The sequence below is a fragment of the Blautia sp. Marseille-P2398 genome (genome assembly GCF_964240315.1).
GTDB classification, from domain to species: Bacteria; Bacillota; Clostridia; order Lachnospirales; family Lachnospiraceae; genus Blautia_A; species Blautia_A wexlerae.
The window spans coordinates 44,054-64,678 of the sequence record NZ_CAXSTD010000006.1 but is presented as its reverse complement, the minus strand read 5'-3'; the positions used below and the strand labels follow the sequence as shown (position 1 = coordinate 64,678).

12 protein-coding genes and 1 riboswitch are annotated in these 20,625 nt (G+C 42.9%); all 12 genes read left to right on the top strand.

The features are described from left to right. Positions 1-5 precede the first annotated feature (5 nt). The 12 genes from ACESZG_RS08570 to ACESZG_RS08515 all read left to right on the top strand — a co-directional run bounded on the left by ACESZG_RS08570 (position 6) and on the right by ACESZG_RS08515 (position 20,446). Positions 6-152 (top strand): hypothetical protein, encoded by a 147-nt coding sequence (locus ACESZG_RS08570; RefSeq protein WP_226852711.1) that lies wholly within the window; start codon positions 6-8, stop codon positions 150-152. A 506-nt stretch (positions 153-658) separates the two neighbouring features. Then, positions 659-869, top strand: a riboswitch (cobalamin riboswitch). Between the two features lie 148 nt (positions 870-1,017). Next, positions 1,018-1,755 carry a hypothetical protein gene (locus ACESZG_RS08565; protein ID WP_025580300.1) on the top strand — a complete coding sequence of 246 codons (738 nt, stop codon included), beginning with the start codon at positions 1,018-1,020 and terminating at the stop codon, positions 1,753-1,755. A 118-nt stretch (positions 1,756-1,873) separates the two neighbouring features. Continuing rightward, on the top strand, positions 1,874-7,150 hold the full coding sequence (locus tag ACESZG_RS08560) for a hypothetical protein (protein WP_373217982.1): 5,277 nt from the start codon (positions 1,874-1,876) through the stop codon (positions 7,148-7,150). 58 nt (positions 7,151-7,208) lie between these two features. Then, positions 7,209-7,679, top strand: coding sequence for a hypothetical protein (locus tag ACESZG_RS08555; RefSeq protein ID WP_022381184.1), 471 nt, complete (start codon positions 7,209-7,211; stop codon positions 7,677-7,679). A gap of 356 nt (positions 7,680-8,035) precedes the next feature. Continuing rightward, complete coding sequence (locus tag ACESZG_RS08550) at positions 8,036-10,573, top strand: Ig-like domain-containing protein (protein WP_173702385.1); 2,538 nt, start codon at positions 8,036-8,038, stop codon at positions 10,571-10,573. Beyond that, positions 10,570-11,820, top strand: a complete 1,251-nt coding sequence (locus tag ACESZG_RS08545; protein ID WP_243240850.1) for a DUF4430 domain-containing protein — start codon at positions 10,570-10,572, stop codon at positions 11,818-11,820. Before ACESZG_RS08550 ends, ACESZG_RS08545 begins: the two co-directional genes overlap by 4 nt. Next, positions 11,813-12,805, top strand: coding sequence for an energy-coupling factor transporter transmembrane component T (locus ACESZG_RS08540; protein WP_025580291.1), 993 nt, complete (start codon positions 11,813-11,815; stop codon positions 12,803-12,805). Before ACESZG_RS08545 ends, ACESZG_RS08540 begins: the two co-directional genes overlap by 8 nt. Then, positions 12,802-14,559, top strand: coding sequence for an ABC transporter ATP-binding protein (locus ACESZG_RS08535; RefSeq protein WP_055151900.1), 1,758 nt, complete (start codon positions 12,802-12,804; stop codon positions 14,557-14,559). The genes ACESZG_RS08540 and ACESZG_RS08535 overlap by 4 nt, the downstream gene beginning before the upstream one ends. Next, positions 14,538-15,428 (top strand): ECF transporter S component, encoded by an 891-nt coding sequence (locus ACESZG_RS08530; RefSeq protein ID WP_022380417.1) that lies wholly within the window; start codon positions 14,538-14,540, stop codon positions 15,426-15,428. Before ACESZG_RS08535 ends, ACESZG_RS08530 begins: the two co-directional genes overlap by 22 nt. Continuing rightward, positions 15,415-17,550, top strand: a complete 2,136-nt coding sequence (locus ACESZG_RS08525) for an Ig-like domain-containing protein (RefSeq protein ID WP_022380418.1) — start codon at positions 15,415-15,417, stop codon at positions 17,548-17,550. The genes ACESZG_RS08530 and ACESZG_RS08525 overlap by 14 nt, the downstream gene beginning before the upstream one ends. A gap of 720 nt (positions 17,551-18,270) precedes the next feature. Beyond that, the gene (gene tsaA / locus ACESZG_RS08520) at positions 18,271-18,981 is read left to right on the top strand and encodes a tRNA (N6-threonylcarbamoyladenosine(37)-N6)-methyltransferase TrmO (RefSeq protein WP_368210957.1); all 711 of its coding nucleotides are present in this window, start codon (positions 18,271-18,273) and stop codon (positions 18,979-18,981) included. Positions 18,982-19,126: 145 nt separating this feature from the next. Next, entirely contained in the window at positions 19,127-20,446 is a 1,320-nt protein-coding gene (locus ACESZG_RS08515; RefSeq protein WP_008705535.1) for an aspartate kinase, read from the top strand. The last annotated feature ends 179 nt before the right edge of the window (positions 20,447-20,625 follow it).

The following is a 20,625-nucleotide window of genomic DNA, read 5'->3' as shown; positions in this document are numbered from 1 at the left end:
GAGGGTTGTACAGAGAGGGAAACAGAACCTATAACGCAGATGCCGTAGGCGCATATAATATCCTGAGAAAATATCACTCCGTATCCGGAGTAAAAAAAGAACTGTCCGTAACCGGACTGAAAACACCGGAAATAATAAAAGTAGCTGTATAGCTCTAAAGAGCAAACAGTAGTGGTGCCATGGATGCACCCTGAAAAAAGGCGGTATCCCGCCTTAATTCAGATGCTCTGGTAACTCAGTTGCCGAGTAATTCACAACAGAGGTGTGGAAGATCATTCCTTTGATTTGTATATTCCGCATTGTGGAGATTCTGTAAAAGAGTGTTTTCTCAGACGTATTCCGGGGATAATAAGGGAAGTAATTATTTGTAATCGGGATATTGACAAATTATGGACAAAATGTTAAGATGGTTTCGTAAAAAACGAATAGCGTTTAGCGCACATGTACAGCTCATTACTACGGTAATGATTGAAGAATCGTTGGGTGAGAATCCCAAACAGGGCTTTCGTCCCTTGTAGTATATTCAGTCTGCAATTCACTGTATTCTTGTAGAAGTATTCATAAGGGATACTTTAATATAAAGGATAGGAGTGGATTCTTGGTTTGTACATTGATATTCCCTGCCGAATCCGGCAGGGATTTTTTTTGCACTTTGATAACAGAATATCGGAAGTAACGTTATCTCTTTATCTTTAGCTTTTGGAAATCCGGTGAGATACCGGTACGGTCTCATCCCCACTGTAATAAGGACGAACACTGCGAAGCCATTGGAAATTATTTCTGAGAAGGGCAGTAAGTAGGTTAGAGTATGTCTGAAAAATACTCTGGAACTTTAAGTCAGGAGACGGACTTTAGTAAAAATAAAAAACAAATATCTGTAGGCATAACGGAGGTTTATTTTTTATACCCTTTCTTATGGAAAACAGGTATCAAACGTGGTCTGAAAAGGCTGCGAAATGATATATTTTGCAGGATAACCTGCAAAAAAATAATACATTTAATTAAGGAGGAAACAAAATGAACATGAAAGTAAGAAAAAGCGTGATTGCATTCTTAATGGCAACAACAATGGTAGGAAGCACAGCAGTACCGGCTATGGCAGATACAGTAACTGCAAAAGTGTCTATAAAGACAACTGGTTTAACAGGAAAAAATAGTGCGTCACCAGACATTGTGCCAGAAAAAGTTGTTACAGTAACAAATTCCAACGGTTCTGTTACTGCACTAGATGTTCTGAAAGCAGTTTCGGGATCTGATACTGAAACAAAAGAGACTTTAAATGGTAAAACTTATCATTATCAAGGAGTTTTAAGTTGGTATGATAGTCAGTATGGAAATTATATTCCAGCTGTTAAAATGGAAAATCATGCTAATAGCGATTTAGGGAAAGTATTTGCAGATGATGGTACAGCAAATAAAACAGCAAACTCTCTTGCTAACGGAAGAGGAAAATATTTCAAATTATCAAATCTTAATACAACAGAAACAGAAAGCATGAAGGTTACAAAAAATTCAACCTGGAACAATATAGTACATAAAACAGATTGGCTTTCTGAGAAAGACTATAATAATTATTCAGGTTGGATGACTATTATTGATGGTAATACAGATAACTTAGGTGTTGATACTGTACTTTCCGACACTAAAGAACACACTGTATGCTTAGATTTTTCTATGATGATGGGATTAGATCTTGGATTTTCCAGTTATGTTCAGCAGGGAGATCAGTGGATTCAGGTTCCGGGTTGGAAATAAAGTAAATTTTAATAGCAAATAAAAAGATGAAGATACTAATGCTTTATAAAGTTTCACTTTATAAAGCATTAGTTCTTCGTCTTTTTCATATTATTTTAATTTTAGGGTGTAAATAGATATGAAGAAAAAGAAAAAAGAAAAAAAAATCTTATATCAGTTAATATTCTCAGCTTTTCTATTATTTAGTAATGCCTATCTTGTAAAAGCTAATTCAGATATATTATCACAAGATTCAACAGGGAAATACTGTATTAATACAGAACAAGATTATTATAATTTTATCGAAAATATACAAAATTATAATAATAAAACGGTTATACTATGTAATGACATTGACATTTCAGATGTTCCAGAAGCAACATCTAGTTTTGGCGGCATATTGAACGGAAAAGGACACACCATTACATATGCTTCAAAAGAAGCAAAAGAAAACATTGCTGTATTTCCTTTTCGTATAAATGACAATGGAATTGTAGAAAATATAAATGTACAAATTGATGAATCATATGCATATAATAGCGAAACAGATGAATTTCAAACTGTCTTTTCGCGATGTGATGGAATTGCAAAAGGAATAACAATTAAAGGAAACGTAACTTGTATTTATGACGATGAAGATACAGATGTTTATATAGGTGCAATCGAGGGAAACGGAACTTTAATGGATTCTTCCATAGCAATAACTTACGATTTGCAGAGTGAAAAAACAATCGAAGAAATAGCTGACGATATTGTTGATAATGATTTATCATTTGAATTTTGTCAATTAGGAACAATTAATACTGGAATAACTTACCAAAATTGTATAGGATATGGACAGTATTCGGAAGCAATAAAGTCATTAGCAGATGAACTGGAACCCAAAATAAAAGATAATACATGGGGATATCTATGTGTTTCATTTACACGAAAAAGTTTTTTTAGTACGTCAGCAAGTGCAACCAATTGTTATTATGATAAAGAAAATATGCCAGACATTAAAATCATGTCTGAATATATTACAAATAGAGATAATAATAAAGAGTTTCCTAATTATGCTGATTTTGGCAAAACTACGTCTGAAATGAAAAACCAGGGAACTTATGAAGGGTTTGACTTTAATAAAAAATGGACTATTTCCCCAGAAGATAATAATGGCTATCCATATTATAATCCACAAACCGAAGAAATAACTCTTAAAGTTCAGGCTTCCACTGAACCTAAAGTATGGAGTACAAGCGTACCCAGAGATTATAATCGTTTTGTTGATTATGCTAAAAATTATCATTTCCCATATCAAGTAGATATTATAAATGGTGAAAAAAAGAATATTTACGATGACGGTAATAATAATGTTGTAAATGTGATAGGTGTAAAATTTACAGATTTAACTGATGAACAACAATCTATTATTGAAAAATATGGTATAGAAGTAGTTTTGCCATCTGATGATGTAAAGAAAGATATAAAATCTGCTACAATTGATACGAGTTTTTTAGGCGAACGTCCATTAAGCGTAGAATGGATTAATATGCCTATTTTGAAATTTAAAGATGGAAAAGAAGCACAAGCAGAAGAAGATGGGTATAGTTTCAAAGTTGAAGTAGTTGACGGTACTGGTGAAGTTGTAGACAATGGAGCTAAGGGAAACTCAAGTAATCCAAGTAATTGGCCATCTTACTATGAAAAAGCTAAAAAGGCTTGTAACATTATTATGAACTATTGCCAAAATAAAAATGCCTTTGGATCTAAAGAATCCCCATCCTATGAAAATACAGATATTTGGGCCATTTTTACAGCAGCTAGATGCGGCTATATTCCATATGGAGATACAAATTATTTTGACAAATGGTTTGCAAATACCAAAGAGTATTTGCAGTTACTTAAAAATCAGGGAACTGATGTTTCTCAATGGAAGACAACAGAACTTTCAAAATTAATTTTAGCTATTGAAGCTATTGGATATGATCCAAGGGACATTTCGTCTGTAGACCTTCTTTCGGCAGTTGGATCAAGAAAAAGCACAGAACTTACTTATACAACTGTATATGCTATTAATGCAATAAAAGCAGGTGGGTATACCGCTGACACTTTTAAAGATACAGAACTTAACCAATGGGCACATGATACAGCAAAAGCTTTGTCAAATGCCGAAGACAAAATTTTTGCAAATGCCGACAATACCATGGGATGGCAGCCACTTATTTTCTGGTACAAAAAGCCTGGTTACGATGATGTAACAGAAGCTGTAGACAAGGCATTACATAAGCTTCCAGCAATTGCACAACGTTCAACAGGTTCATTCTGTACACCAGGATTTGAAACAGGATGTATGTCTTATGGAAACAACGCATGGAATGATGCACAGGCAATGCTTTTTGCAGGAACGTTTGGTGTAAATGTTTTAGATTCTTCCAGTGGATATACTAAGAATGGAAACAATATTCTTGATGCATTCTTTGATCTGGTAGATGTAGATGGTGTTTTTGACGGAAGTATTCATGGATTCACAAATTATGATGTTCCGCAGATTGCACGTGGTCTGGATGCATTTATCAGACAATATGAAAAAACATCCAGCTTCTGGGAATTTACAGACGTAACTGTTCCAACAAAAAAAGTTAACAACATGATCCTTGCCCTTAACGATGACAGTACGAAAAAGCAGATCAAAGAAGCGAGAGACGCTTACGAAGCATTAGACGAAACTCACAAGGCAATCTTTAACAAGGATACACTTAGAAAGCTTCTTGCAGCAGAGACTGGTTCAGGTAATTCTATTGAAAAAGCTATGGCAGCCATTAATGCGATTCCGGCAGCGGATAAGCTGACACTGGATGACAAGGCGGCTGTAGAGAAGGCAAGAACTCTTTATGATTCACTGAATGATGAAGAGAAATCTGTAATTACAAATTACTCTAAGCTGACTGAAGCAGAGGCTAAGATCAGAGAACTTGAGAAACAGCAGGAGCAGAAAGATAAGGATAAGAAAGCAGTAGAGAAGGTTATCGCTGATATTGATGCGCTTCCTTCTTCTTCTGAACTGACTCTTGATCCGTATGTTCTGCAGCTTCTTGACCGCGTACAGGCAGAGTACAATGCTCTTACAGATGCGCAGAAAGCTCTGGTTACGAATTACAGTACGTTACAGTATCTGAGAAATCTGATTCCTGATCTGAAGGCTGCGGCTGCAGTTGTTGATAAGATCAGGGCAATCGGCGAGGTTACTTCCGATAATTATCTGAAGAAACAGGCTCTTGTAGTGGAAGCCAGAACGGCTTATGATGCCCTGACAGCAGATCAGAAGAAGCGTGTGACAAACTATGCAGAGCTTGAAAAAGCGGAGTTGTTTATCAGCAGACAGAGTACGGATGAGAAGGTTGCTTATGTGATCTCCTTTATCGATGAACTGAATATCACTACTTCATCTTCAGGTGCTCTTTCTGACGGACCTCTGAGACTGACAGAGAAGAATAACAATGTTCCGACAGAGAAAATCTGGAATGACTGGAAGGCTTATGTGGTAAATGCAAGAGCATTGTATGATACGCTTGATGACCAGCAGAAAGCCCAGGTTACAAATACAGCTTCTCTGGAGAAAGCAGAAGGTTATATTTACCAGCTGAAAGCCGATGCGCTCAAGGCAATGCTTAAAGCACTCCCGGATGCGCAGACAGTACGAGGATATGAGGCACCTCAGCCGACTACAGTTCCATCAGCACAGGAGGCAGCTTCTGTTGAAGAGGAACAGGCGGTACCGGCACAGTCTGAGGGATCTGATTTCTCAGATGGAAGTGCGGACGCATTCAGCAGTGATGAAGTTGATGAGCAGGCAGCTGAGACAGTGGATATCCCTCAGGCAGAATCAGCTGAAGATACTGAAGATGTCCAGACAGATGTTGATTTCTCCTCTGATGAAGAAGTTCCGGCAGCAGGTGATACCTCTAAGCGTGAACTTACAGAAGCAGAGCTGAAACAGATTGCAGAAGCCAAGAATGCTTATGACAGATTAACAGAAACAGAAGAGAAGAAATTCAGAAGCGAGAACACCGCACTGGTTGAGAATATGGAGAAGCTTCTTGCCATGGCACTGACTTATGAGAAAGGCCAGAGTGCATATCAGCAGTTCTTCGCAGATGAAGCAGCACAGATTTATGCAACAGTAAAAGATCACCCGGTAGACAGAGATTCCTACGCAGATGTTAAGGCTTTCCTTGACCGTTATGCTAAGGATTATCAGGGACAGGAAGATGCCATGGCAGGCCTGAAAGTCAAAGTCGGCAGTCAGGAGATGACTTTTGCAGAGGTTATCGCAGCACTGACGGCACAGGCTGACAAGGCAGGTAAGGACATTTCAGATGCACAGCAGGCAGATGAGTGGATCAGCAATCTTCCGACTGCTGTTACCAAAGAGAACATTGCAAATGTAGAAGCAGAGCTTGCAGCACTTCAGAAGCTGATCGACGGCATGAGTGTGGAAGGCAAGTCCTATATGTGGAATGCGAAGCAGTTAGGGCTGATCAAGACGATCGTGGCAGATTACCACATTGAACTTGCGGGCAAACAGGGTGCATTTAAGGCAGATATGCCTGCAGATCTTCAGACAAAGGCAATCAACTATAAGACTGTCCAGATCAGCTGGAGCAGCGTGGATAACGCAGACGGATACATGGTATACCGCAGAACAGCAGACAGCGGATGGAAGAAGATCGCATCCCGGGTAACAGATATTTCCTATAAGGATCAGAAAGCAGTTACAGGAACAACCTATTATTATACTGTTAAGGCGTACTCTTACGCATGGGGCGAGATGACTGTAAGCAGCTATGACAAAGATGGTGTTGCAGGAAAAGCCAGACTTGGCAAAGTAAAGATTGCTACGGCAAATTCTGAAAGCTACAGTACGATCCGCGTAACATGGAATAAGGTTTCCGGTGCAAATGGATACAGAGTATACCGTTCCACTTCAAAGGATGGCAAGTATACAGCGATTGGTTCCACTGCAAAGAACAGCGCAGTTACATTCCTAGATAAGAAAGCAGTTACCGGTAAGACTTATTATTACAAAGTACGTGCTTACCGCAATGTAAGCGGAAAGAAAGTATACGGAAGCTATTCAGCAACAGAGAAAGCAAAGGCAGTACTTTCTGCTCCGACCCTGTCCGCAGGCTCAACTTCAAAGACAGCAGTGCTTGAATGGAGTAAGGTAAAGGGTGCCGATGGCTATCAGGTATATGCCAGCGATTCCCAAAATGGTACCTATACCCGCATAAAGATCACCAAAGGTACAGGTGCGACAGACGAGAGCCTCCTCACCGGAAAGACCCGTTACTATAAAGTACGTGCTTACAGAAAAGTAAACGGAAAAGCAGTTTATGGCTCTTTCTCAAAGATTAAAAAAGTAACTGTTAAATAATAAAATCAGTATGCAGTGTGTTATCAACACACTGCATACCCCAAAAGAAGATAAGAGAATGAAAAAAGCATTTATAATTATAATTTTATGTATGATTTTGCAAATTTTTACAGTTACTGTATATGCAAATGATAGCAATGTAAATATTGTAAGCGCTGATAATTATGAATCACGGGAATTTAATCAATGGAAGCGCGCTAAGTATAATTTTTCATTTAATGTATCTACCGAAAAGAAAACTATAAAGGCATTATGTAGTGCTGTGTTAACTGCAACTGGAACAGCAATTGGATCTTGCGGAGGTGAAGGAGCAGCTATAGCAGGAAGTGCAATTGGAGCGGGAATTTCTTCTTATGCGAGTGATTGTATAGAGGAACATTACAGTAAATTCAAAAAAAAGGGATATGGTACTTCAATTACAGCTATGTATGGTTCAAAATTGCGCGTGATTATATCGATATATTCAGATTCAGCAAGAACAAAATTAGTTTCTGAATATAAAATGTCTACAGATTCCTATCCTGTATAATTTATATATATGAATAAAATAAAAATATTTTTGCTGACTATTTCATTAATGTTTTTGGCGAGCCTGGCAGCTATATTTATATCAAGAGAATTTATATTCCACAATAAAATTTCAGATTTGAGCTGCCTGTTAAACATATGGAAAGATACTTATGGATGGAATTTTCTGATAAATGTAATAATCGCTCTGATAATTGCTGCAAAATTTGGAAAGAATGATACAAAAAAATAAGGCAGATGTCCTTTCTACCTGCTATATGACAGGGGGAGAGTCATCTGTCATTTTGTAATTTCAGGAATTGCGGGTGCTATTTTACCCGGATGTAATTTTTTAGATTAAAAACGCGGAGGAAACAAATGAATAAACAATGGATGGCACTGCTTCTCAGTACAGGAATTGCTGTGACCGCATGTCCTGTACCCGCAGCCCAGATGCCACCGGCTGAGCAGATACACGGGGAGGCAGAAGAAACTTCTGTCCCTGTACAGCATGATGATTCTGACGACAGAGAAACTGCGAATGAATTCCAGTCTGACACCGAACCATCTCAGTCAGAGACAGACGATGGCGCGGCCGGAAATGAAGAAGAAAATAATGAAGCCGGTGAAGAAAAGCTGGATATACCAGCCATGATTTCCTGTATTCAGGAAGCAGCGGCGCTCGAAGAAATTGATCTGTCCTCAGAAACGGTCTCGAAGTTCTTTCTTGCCAGTGACACCTATGACAGTCTGACAGAAGAGGAGCAGGCAGAAATTGATGCCGGAGTCAAAGAGGCTCTTGAAACTGTCCGAAACCGTATTGCGGCACTGATTTCTTCTGACAGTGGAGTGACCGCCACGGGAAATCCCTGGTATGTGCAGACCCATGTGCAGGAGAACCCGGATCAGGAACAGACTATACAGGAGCTCTCCGAAGCATATCCGGGGACTCTTCCACAGCTTCTTTATGATATAAATATTTCCTATACGGATATCCGTACAGGAGAAAGCTATCAGCCAATGACGATGATCTCTCTGACCTTTCCTGTTCCGGATGGCTATGAGAGTCTGACGAAGCCGAGGATCCTTAGAAGTACCGGGGATTCGTTTATGGAACTGACTCCTCAGACGACAGAAGATAACTGTTTCTATCTGGATAGTGCCAGAACTTTAAACCATCTGATCATTGCTGACTTTCCCGCAGGACTTCAGGGAATCTCTCTTAACAGTAAATCCGTTAAGATCAACCGGGGGCAGAAATACACCCTGAAGGTGGTTCCGATACCGGAATCGGTTACGGAAGAGTATACAGTGACATGGAAAAGCAGTGACACTTCTGTTGCGAAAGTAAGCAAAAAGGGAGTTGTCACAGCAGTAAAGAATGGCAAAGCTACGATTACCGCTTCTGTAACACAACACCCGGAAATGACGGCCTCCTGTAAGGTAACGGTCATGCAGGGAGCAAATGCCCTGAAGAAATCGGTCAGTCAGGTTATGGCAGAGACCAGCGCCTATATGCGTGCAACAGATACCAATCCTTCTGTTGGCAGCGAATGGTATGTGCTTGGACTGGCGAGAGGCGGTTTAAGCCTGAAGGAGAAATATTTCTCTACCTATTATAATCACACGGCAAATTATATCGAGGAAAAGAAGGGAATCCTTACCAATACTTCCAAATATACAGAGTATTCCAAGAGAATCCTGGTCCTGACCTCAGAGGGGAAGGATGCCCGCAATGTGGGTGGTTACAATCTATTTCAATATATCTCTGATTTCAGCCTTGTGAAGGAACAGGGATTAAACGGTCCGATCTGGGCACTCCTTGCCCTTAACTGCCACCCGGAATATTCTTTCCCGGAGAACCCGTCTGCGAAGGAGCAGAATTCGGAATCTGCGCTGGTGAATTTCCTGCTGCAGAGTGAACTCCCGGGTGGCGGATGGACGCTGATGGGAAGTAATGCGGATTCTGATATTACCGGCATGACACTGCAGGCGCTGGCACCGTATTATCATAAATCAGGTTATGAGAATGTGACTGCTGCCATTGACAGAGGGCTGAATAAATTGTCGGAAATGCAGAATGACAGCGGTGGATATTCCACGATGGGTGTGGAGACAGAGGAGTCCTGTGCACAGATCATCACGGCTTTATGCAGCCTTGGGATTGACCCGGAGACGGATTCGCGTTTCATCAAGGGCGGCCACTGGACAATAGAGAATCTTCTTTCCTATCATATCGATGGAAGTGGATTTATGCATGTAAAGGCGGGTGCCGGAAATAACGGCGGGGCGGCAGCAGGCACTCTGGACGGGATGGCTACGGAGCAGGGATATTACGCACTGGTTGCCTACCAGCGCCTGAAGGATGGCAAGACGAGCCTTTATGATATGTCAGATGTGAGTATCAAAAAAGGTGGCAAGGGAGATGGTTCCGGTACCGGTCTGAAAGAACCCACGCCGATTCCTACCCCGACGCCGGTTCCTGCCACAACACCGTCAGGCGGCAATACGAAAACGCCGGGTGGATCCGGGAAATCTCTGGGTGGTAAGTCTTCCGGCAGCAAAAGCTCCACGGGTTCCGAAAGCTCAGGAAAGGATAGTGGCTCCGGTTCAAAGGATTCTAAAAACAGTAAATCAAAGAACAGTAAGTCATCAAAGGATAAGAATTCCGGCGGCTGGGATTTCGAAGCAGAGCCTTATACAGAGTCGGAAGAGACTTCACAGATGGATACCGGTGAGGATGGATATCAGGAAACTGCCGGGGAGAGTGGAACCGGAAGTCTGACCTCAAAGAAGAAAGAATATGGTATGATCTTTGGTTTTGCGGCAGGCGGTGCTCTGGCGGGAGGACTGGCAGGCAGCGGCATTAAGGCCGGAGTGAGGGCTCTTATTAAGAAGCGGAGGAAGAAGAAATGAGGATAAAGAAAAAGGGACTTGCCCTGTGGCTTGCCCTGTTTCTGGGGGTAAGTTCGCTCTCAGGTTGTGGCGGCGGGGATGACGGCATGACACAGCTTTCCGAAAAAGGAGCTGAGATCTTAAACAGCACGGAGGAAGATTCTGATACAGATGTGGAACCTTTGAAGCAGAAAACAAAGCTTCCTGAGGACGGAATCATCACCCAGGCACAGATGGAAACGATCGCCGGAAAGGACGAAAAGTATTATTTTACCGGAAAAACGGACAGCGGGATCAGTTATAAATGGACTTACAATGGAAGCCAGATTCAGAATCCGGTGGAGCAAAAACTTCTGGTACAGTGCAGTGAAGATGGAACAGAAGAGGTAAAGAAGCTTGCCAATGATGCGCCTTATGCGTTGAAAGTCACACTGGAGAAGATGAATCTGGCAGCGCCTGCGAAGCTGACCCTGAATCTGAAAGAAAAATGGGACGCGGATAAGGTTCTTTACTGTCTGGAAGAAGAGGGAAAGCTTTATCAGCTTGATACTGCAAAGATTACTACCAGAGAAACCGGAAAGAAAAAAACAGAGCGCACAACACTTACCTTTAACGTGACTAAGACAGGAGGAGATTTCTATCTGATCGGCGGTTCTACCACAGGTGAATCTACGGATGAATCCGACGACAAATCCAAGGGCACTGCTGATAATAAGGATACACAAAACGGTGAAAATTCCACTGGAAGTTCTGGCGGTCAGTCCAGCACAGATGGAAATACCAGTTCCGGACAGACAGACTCTTCCGGCGATGGAACAGGCAATACAGACACTTCCGGTGGCGATGACAGCTCAGATACAGCCATGACCTGTACTTTCTCTATCGAGTGTTCTACGATCCTGAATAACTGGGATGATCTGAAAGAGTCCAAGGCAGAATTTGTGCCTGCGGACGGCTGGATCCTGTATCCTTCGGAGGTGGAGTTCTATGAGGGGGAGACGGTATTTGATGTGCTGAAGCGTGTATGTAATCAGGCCGGTATTCAGATGGAGTCGGAGTGGACACCTATGTATAACAGTTATTATGTATCCGGTATCAATAACCTGTATGAGTTTGACTGTGGCAAGGATTCCGGATGGATGTACTGTGTCAACGGCTGGTATCCGAATTATGGCTGCTCGAAATATACGCTGGAGGACGGCGATACGGTAGAATGGCGTTATACCTGCAATCTTGGCAGGGATGTGGGGGATCAGTATTATGACTGATGCTTTTTCCAGGTGCCATCCTGTTTTAAATTTCTTTTATTTTGCCGTGGTGCTGGGGTTTACCATGTTTATCCAGCACCCGGTTTACCTGGCAGTCTCTTTTGTGGCTGCCACAGCTTACTCCATGTGGCTTAACGGAGTAAAGAAGGTTCTGAAAATCAATTTTCTTCTGACGCTACCGAGTCTCCTTATCGTGGCACTCTTAAACCCGATGTTTAACCATTACGGAGTCACACCGCTTCTTTATATAGAAAGCAGCGGAAACTGGGTTACGCTGGAGGCAATGGTATATGGAATCGTTCTGGGATGTGTACTTTTTATTATGATTTTGTGGTTCTCCTGCTATAACCAGATCATGACAAGTGATAAATTTATCTATCTTTTTGGCAGGATTATCCCTGCGATGTCTCTGATGCTGTCTATGGCGCTTCGGTTTGTGCCTCACTTTATGGCCCAGCTGAAGGTGATTCGCAATGGACAGAAATGCGTGGGGATGGATGTGAGCAATGGCAAATGGTTTAAGAAGATCCGTTATGCGTTAAATATGGTGTCCATTCTTGTCACATGGGCACTGGAAAATGCGATTGAGACGGCTGATTCCATGAAAAGCCGTGGCTATGGGTTAAGAGGACGTACGGCTTTTTCTATTTACCGTTTTAACAGAAGGGATAAACTACTGGGAACTATGCTTGTCGGGCTTTGTGTGATTTTCGGATATGGATGTTACCGGGGAGCTGCTTTTGCACAGTACAATCCCAGAATCCTGCTTGCCGGTTTTACTGTTTTCGGAAGGGTTCCGAAGCAGTCGTGCAGTCCGCTGCTGGCTGCTGTCACATTTGTCAGCTTTGGTGTGTTCTGTTTTCTGCCGCTGATTCTGGATCTGTGTGAGGAATCTGCCATGAAGAAAAGCAGAAGCCACGTACAGGGAGAGATGGCAGTGACCTACAGAAAGATTTATGAAGATATGGAAGGAGAAGCGAGATGAAGATAATAGAAGTGAGAGATTTTTCCTTCCGTTATGCGAATGGCAGCAGGGAGTCACTGTCTCATGTGTCACTGGATGTGGAGGAGGGTACCTTTAATGTGCTGTGCGGTAAGAGTGGCTGTGGCAAGAGTACGCTGCTTCGCCAGCTGAAGTCGGATCTGGCTCCTTTTGGCAGCAGTTCCGGGAAAATCTGTTATTATGGGCGGGATTTAAAGGAAGTCGGCCACCGGCAGCAGAGCCAGGAAATCGGCTATGTACTGCAAAATCCTGAAAATCAGATCGTGACAGATAAGGTGTGGCATGAGCTTGCATTTGGTCTGGAAAGTCTGGGATATGATACGCCTACGATTCGTCTGAGAGTGGCAGAGATGGCGAGCTATTTCGGGATTCATCAGTGGTTTTATAAGAATGTCTCGGAGCTGTCCGGAGGGCAGAAGCAGCTTTTAAACCTGGCGGCGATCATGGCTATGCACCCGAAACTTCTGATTCTGGATGAACCGACTTCTCAGCTTGATCCGATCGCGGCTTCTGATTTTCTGGAAACGGTGAGAAAGATTAACCGGGATATCGGCACTACCATAATTCTGACGGAGCACCGGCTGCAAGATGTCATCCCATGGGCGGACAGGGTATATGTGATGGATAAGGGCAGTCTGCTCACGCAGGGGGCACCACGGGAAATCGGTGAGTTTCTGAAGAGGGAACATCATGGAATGTTTCTGTCCATGCCGGTTCCCATGCAGGTCTATGCAGAGGTAGAAAATAATCTGCCATGTCCGCTGACTGTAAGAGAGGGAAGGAACTGGATCACACAGGTGATGGCAGCAGCTTCTGATACAGTTTCTGTTTGTGAAGAAAGTTATTTTTGTAAAAATAAACAAAAACTGCAAAAAAAGCTGAATACAGTCAGAGATAAACTGCTGCCTGGTTCCAAAAGCTCTATGCCACCGGCTATTGAGGTAAAGGATGTGTGGTTTCGTTATGAAAAAGACGGAAAGGATGTTGTGCAGGATCTGAACCTGGAAGTAAAGCAGGGAGAATTTTATGCGCTTGTCGGTGGAAACGGAACGGGGAAAAGTACGACTTTATCGCTGATCAGTCGTGTCCGTGCTCCCTACAGAGGCAAGATTCTCCTGAATGGGATTGATATCCGCAGGTATACGGATACCCAGCTTTACAGAGGGTATCTGGGTGTGCTGCCACAGAATCCCCAGAGCATGTTTATCAAGAAGACAGTCCGGGAGGATCTGTATTCTATCATCGGTGGGGCAAAGGAGAAGAAATCTTCCGAATACACTGCCAATATGAGGAAGGCAGAGGCAATCGAGGGAATCGTAAGTCTGACCAGACTGGAAGGACTGCTTGACCGTCATCCGTATGATTTAAGCGGTGGAGAACAGCAGCGTCTTGCACTGGCTAAGGTTCTGCTGTTGCAGCCGAGGCTTCTTCTGATGGATGAACCAACGAAGGGGCTGGATGCAGAATATAAACAGGAACTGGGAGACATTTTAAAGAAGCTCAAAGCTCACGGGATCACTATCTTTATGATCTCGCATGATGTGGAGTTTGTCGCAGAATATGCAGACAGGGTCGGCCTGTTCTTTCAGGGAAATGTGGTGACGTGTAAGAGTGCAAGGGATTTCTTTGCGGGAAACAGCTTTTATACGACTGCTGCCAATCGCATGGCAAGGCATTATTTTCCTGATGCTGTTACCGGAAAGGAGGTGGCTGCGTGCTTGAAGGCAAGGCTTTAGACCAGTTTATGGACCGTTTCTTCGGGGATTCCTGTGCACAGAGCCTGCCCGGGGAAGAGGAATCCGGACAGGAATTAGAGGAATATGAACTGAAAGAGGATGGAATCATTATCCAGCCGATCCATAAAGGAAAGATTGAGAAGCGTACCTGGATTGGTCTGATTATGTTTCTGGCTTTTGTTCCGCTGGTGCTTTTTATCCTGGTTCATAAGTTTCATGGTAAGCATGATGTAGTGATCAGTCTTTTAATACTTGCCTATGCCACGATCCCGTTCTTTATGGTATTTGAGGGCCGGCATCCACAGGCAAGAGAGATTATGGTCATTGCCGTAATGGCGGCTCTTGGGGTCGCAGGCAGGAGTGCTTTCTTTATGATCGGAAGCTTTAAGCCGATTGCGGCCATCGTGATCATTACCGGGGTTTCCTTAGGTGGTGAGGCGGGGTTTCTGTGTGCCTGTCTGATCATGATGATCTCAAATATGTTTTTCGGGCAGGGACCGTGGACACCCTGGCAGATGTTTTCCTATGGAATGATCGGATATCTGGCAGGAATCCTTTTTCAGAAAGGGATTCTCAAAGCCAGGAAGGTGGATCTGTGTATTTACGGATTCTTAAGTGTGTTTCTGATCTTCGGCGGGATCATGAATCCGGCATCTATTCTGATGGCATACGGATACATCACAAAGAAGAGCCTGATCGCGTTTTATATCTCAGGTGCACCGGTAGATCTGGTGCAGGCAACTTCTACGGTAATCTTCCTGTGGATCCTAAGCAGGCCTCTGCTGGAGAAACTGGAGAGAGTAAAAAGAAAATACGGGCTGCTGCAGCGGCCCGAAAATAAGGAGGAAAATGAATATGACAAAGAATAAGCTATGGCAGGCCATTAAGGGGCTGACTCTTGCAGCCGGAATGGCAGTGGGGATTTTTGCGCTGGGACAGACCGATGTTCTGGCAGATACCCTGACGCTGACTGTGGAGAAGAACACGATCGGCCAGGGTATGATCCTGGATCCTGTACAGGTGGAATTTGCGAAAGGAGAAACCTGTGCAGATGTTCTGCTCCGCGGGTTAAGTGAGAACGGGATTACGCCGCTTTATGACACAAATACAAGTTATGGTTTCTACTTAAGGGGAATTGCCAACTGTGACAGTGGAAGCCTGAATCCACCGGCATGTATCCAGAAGGTTCTCTCCGAGACTTCCACCTGGACCGGTGATGCCTATAAGCTTACTGATAACAAATATGCACCGGATCTGACAGAATTTTCCTACTGCTCCGCATCCGGATGGACGTATACTCTGGATAATGTATTTATGGGTGTCGGAATGGGTGCGAGTCATCCGTCAGACGGAAGTGTCCTGCGTGTTATGTTTGCCCTTTGCGGTGGTACGGACATTACAGGATGTGACCCGTATAATAATAACAGGCAGATTTTTGAGGCGGCAGATAAGAGCGAGCTTATCCGCATGATGGGAAAGGCAAATGCAGAGCGTTCCAGATGGTCCCAGGTCAGCGGATTCTCCGGTGCATATGCCGAAGCGGACAGTGCGCTGACTACGCTGGATGCGTCTGCAAACAGAGTTTATGAAGCGGTTCAGCTGCTTAAAAGTATTGAGTCAAAGCTTCCGGTAGCACCGAAGCTGATCAGCTTAAATGCTTCTGATCTGACTCTTACAAAGGGAGACAGCTATACACTGACTTATACGATTGTTCCGTCTGATGCGGTGGGAACTGTAAGCTGGACTTCTTCCAACAATTCTGTTGCAAGTGTAAACGGTGGTGTGGTAACAGCAGTGGGAGAAGGTTCTGCGGTGATTACTGCGAGAGTTTCCGGAAGTGTCTATGCGACCTGCAATATTTCCGTTTCTTCCAGACCGGTCAGTGTGACAGGGGTGAGTATTTCTCCGTCCAGCCTGAATCTCTCAACGAAAAGCGGTTCCAGGACACTGGATTACACGATCACGCCAAACGGCGCAAAACCGTCCTCTTTGTACTGGGAATCTTCCAACTCTTCTGTAGTAACCGTAGATGGCTCCGGCAAGGTAACTCCTGTGGGTGCCGGTTCTGCAGATATTACACTGACTACGGACAATGGAACGAAAGGCACCTGCCACGTGACTGTTACAGCACCGGCACAGAGCATTGCTTTGAGTGACAAAACGCTGACTCTGGCAATTGATCAGGGAACCTATACCCTGACCTGGACATTCAGTCCGAAGGGAAGCGGCGGGGAACTGGTATGGACCTCTGATAATGCAGGCGTTGCCAAAGTAGACCAGAAGGGTGTTATCACACCTGTTTCTGTAGGAGAAACCGATATCCGTGTAAAAACAGATCAGAATGTAACCGCAGTGTGCCATGTAGTTGTAAAGGGTACTGCGAAAGACCTCTTTGCAGCAGGAATGCCAGAGATCACAACCTGCAAGGCGGCAGGAAATACAGTTCTTCTTACTTGGAATAAATATGAAAATGCAGATTCTTATATTATTTTAAGACGTAAGATGGGTGAAAGCAAATTCGCAAAGATTGCTACGGTCAAAGACCTCTCCTATACAGATACAGCGTTTTCTCCGTCAACTCCTTATTATTACAGTGTACAGGCTGTTTCCACCAAATGGGGCGGTGCTATTAAAAGCAGTTATGACAAAAACTTCTCTGTAACAACCAATGGAATTGCACCGACACCAACTCCGGCACAGACAGTAAAACCGAAAACCCCGGCTGTCACAGTAACTGCCGGTAAGAAACAGGCTACACTGAAATGGAAAAAGGTAAGCGGTGCCAAAGGGTATGTAGTATACCGTGCCACATCCAAATCCGGTAAATATAAGGCAGTATCAACGATTAAAAAGGGAAGCACTGTTTCTTATATAAATAAGAAGCTTACGTCTAAGAAAACATACTATTACAAGGTGCGGGCATATCGTACCGAAAACGGTAAAAGAATATACAGCAGCTATTCTAAAGCAAAGAGCGCTAAGATCAAATAATATAAATTCACACAAGTCCAGTGTGTTAGAAAGCATATTGCTGTGAACAGAAACGATGTTAGAGCGTGTTTGAAAAATTAAAAATATAGGATTGTGCTATTTAAGAAAATATGTTATATAATACAATATATAGAGAGTTAATTCTCTATTCGCATGATGAGATGAGTGACGGTTCTGACTCATCGGTAAAATAAATATAACCGAGAGATGAGATGAGTGACGGTTCTGACTCATCGGTAAAATAAAATATGACCGAGCGAAGAGTATAACGAGAGGGAGTTCATTTTCCCTCTCGTTTATATGTATATAAGGAGAAGAAAATTGGAAATTGACTATGCTGTTTATAGCCTTTCAGATGAATTTTACGAGAAATATCCGAATCCGCCATATAAAGAACTTTTAAAGAAAAAGGAAAGAAGATATGCTTGTTTACTTATTCAAAGTCATTATGGATATTTTATATGCATTCCATATAGAACAGAGATTTCCCATAAATATGCATATCACTTTCGCAAATCGTCTCGTTCGCAAAAACATAGATAGGACTTGATTATACTAAAATTGCTATTATAAAAGATATTTCGTAACTATTCAGCAGTCTACTATCTCGCGAGGTGTTTTGGCATGAACATGCCAAAATCCCGCAAGCAGGATTCTTTCTTGTGGATTTTGACTCGTAACTGTGAAGGTACTGAACAGTTACAAAAGGAGAATAATACAATGGTTCCAATCGCACATATAGAAAATAATTTTCCAACCAAATTCGGTATTCCCAGGCAGAGTGGCCGTGTAGGGGCGCTTAAAGCGAGAATCGTATTCGAACCGGAATATCGCAATGTGGATGCCTGCCGTGGTCTGGAGGAGTTTAGTGATATCTGGCTGATCTGGGAGTTTTCGGAGGCAAAGAGGACAAAGTGGTCACCGACTGTCCGCCCGCCCAGACTTGGGGGAAATGTGAGAAAAGGAGTTTTTGCCACAAGATCTCCCTTCCGTCCCAATTCCATAGGATTATCCTGTGTGAAGCTTGAGAAAGTAGCTCTGGATGAGCCGGACAGCCCTGTACTTTATGTAGAAGGTGCAGATCTGATGAATGGAACACCGATTTTCGATATTAAACCATATATTCCTTATGCGGATTGCCATCCGGAAGCAACAGGAAGTTTTACCGAATATTCCAAAGATCATCATATGAATGTAGAATTTCCCCAGGAGCTTCTGGAAAGAATACCCGAGGAAAGCAGAGAGGCTCTGATCGCAGTGCTTGCAGATGATCCCCGTCCTGCTTATCAGAATGATCCGGAACGGTCTTACGGAATGCCTTTTGGAGAGAAGGATATTCATTTTCGGGTGGATGGAGATATCCTTCGTGTTTATAATGTGACAGAATTTGTAAAAAAACAGCAGGAATCTTCGGCAGATTGTGGAAAATAACCATTTTCGGATATTTCTGTAAGAAAGGCTTGCAAAATTGGCGTTTATTCAATACAATATTAAACAGACTTTATGTTGGTAGAGTGACAAAGACTGATGGGAGATCGGTCTGAAAATATTTAGTGACATATGAGGAGCAGGAAAAATGAAGAAAATTGTTAAATTCGGAGGAAGTTCTCTGGCAAATGCAGAACAGTTTCAGAAAGTAGGGGAGATCATCAGAAGTGATGAGAGTAGACGTTATGTGGTTCCGTCCGCTCCCGGAAAGAGATTTGACGGAGATACAAAGGTTACAGATTTACTTTATAAATGTTATAATACTGCAGTTGAAGGGGAAGATTTCATCCCGATTCTGCAGGAGATCAAGGGAAGATATTATGAGATCATCCGCGGACTGAACCTTGATCTTTCTCTGGAAGATGAATTTGCTCAGATCGAAGCTGATTTCAAGGCACAGGCAGGCACAGACTATGCAGCATCCAGAGGAGAATTTCTCAATGGTAAGGTGATGGCAGCATATCTGGGTTATGAATTTGTTGATGCAGCAGATGTGATCCGTTTTGATAAGAACGGAAATCTGGATGCCGAGAAGACAGACAGACTTCTGTCCAAAAAGCTGGCAAAATGTGAACATGCCGTTATCCCTGGATTTTATGGCGCTGGTGAAGATGGAAAAGTTAAAACTTTCTCCAGAGGAGGTTCTGATGTAACCGGTTCTCTTGTGGCAAAGGCTATTAAGGCAGACCTCTATGAAAACTGGACAGATGTTTCCGGTTTCCTGGTAACAGACCCACGTATTGTTAAAAATCCGGAAGTGATCGAGAGCATTACCTACAGAGAACTCAGAGAGCTTTCTTATATGGGTGCAACTGTTCTTCATGAAGATGCGATCTTCCCGGTTCGTAAAGAGGGAATTCCGATCAATATCAAAAACACAAACAGACCGGAAGACAAGGGTACTTTTATTGTTGAGAGCACATGCAAGAAACCGAAATTTACAATCACAGGTATTGCAGGTAAGAAGGGATTCTGTTCTATCAATATTGAGAAATCCATGATGAACAGTGAGGTTGGTTTCGGACGTAAGGTACTTCAGGTATTCGAAGATCAGGGAATCAGCTTTGAGCATGTTCCATCAGGAATCGATACAATGACTGTATATGTACATCAGGATGAATTCGAAGAGAAAGAGCAGCAGGTAATCGCAGGAATCCATCGCGCAGTACAGCCGGATTTCGTAGAAATGGAATCTGATCTTGCGCTGATCGCTGTTGTAGGACGTGGTATGAAATCCACCAGAGGTACAGCAGGAAGAATCTTCTCAGCACTTGCTCATGCAAATGTAAATGTGAAGATGATCGATCAGGGCTCCAGTGAGCTGAATATCATTATCGGTGTGGAGAACAGAGATTTTGAGACTGCGGTAAAGGCAATTTATGATATCTTTGTAATTACCCAGATCTAATTGAGAATTGCAGGAGCTCCTTCACAGCGGAGTAATTTGTGGATATGATGTTTACCAATCATAGGATAAATAAAATAATGGACCGTCAGAAATCAGCATAGAGATTTCTGGCGGCTTTTTAACCGAATCAAATAAGTCTCCACCCACTGCTTCAATTGCGAAAAGCAATAAGCAGTGGG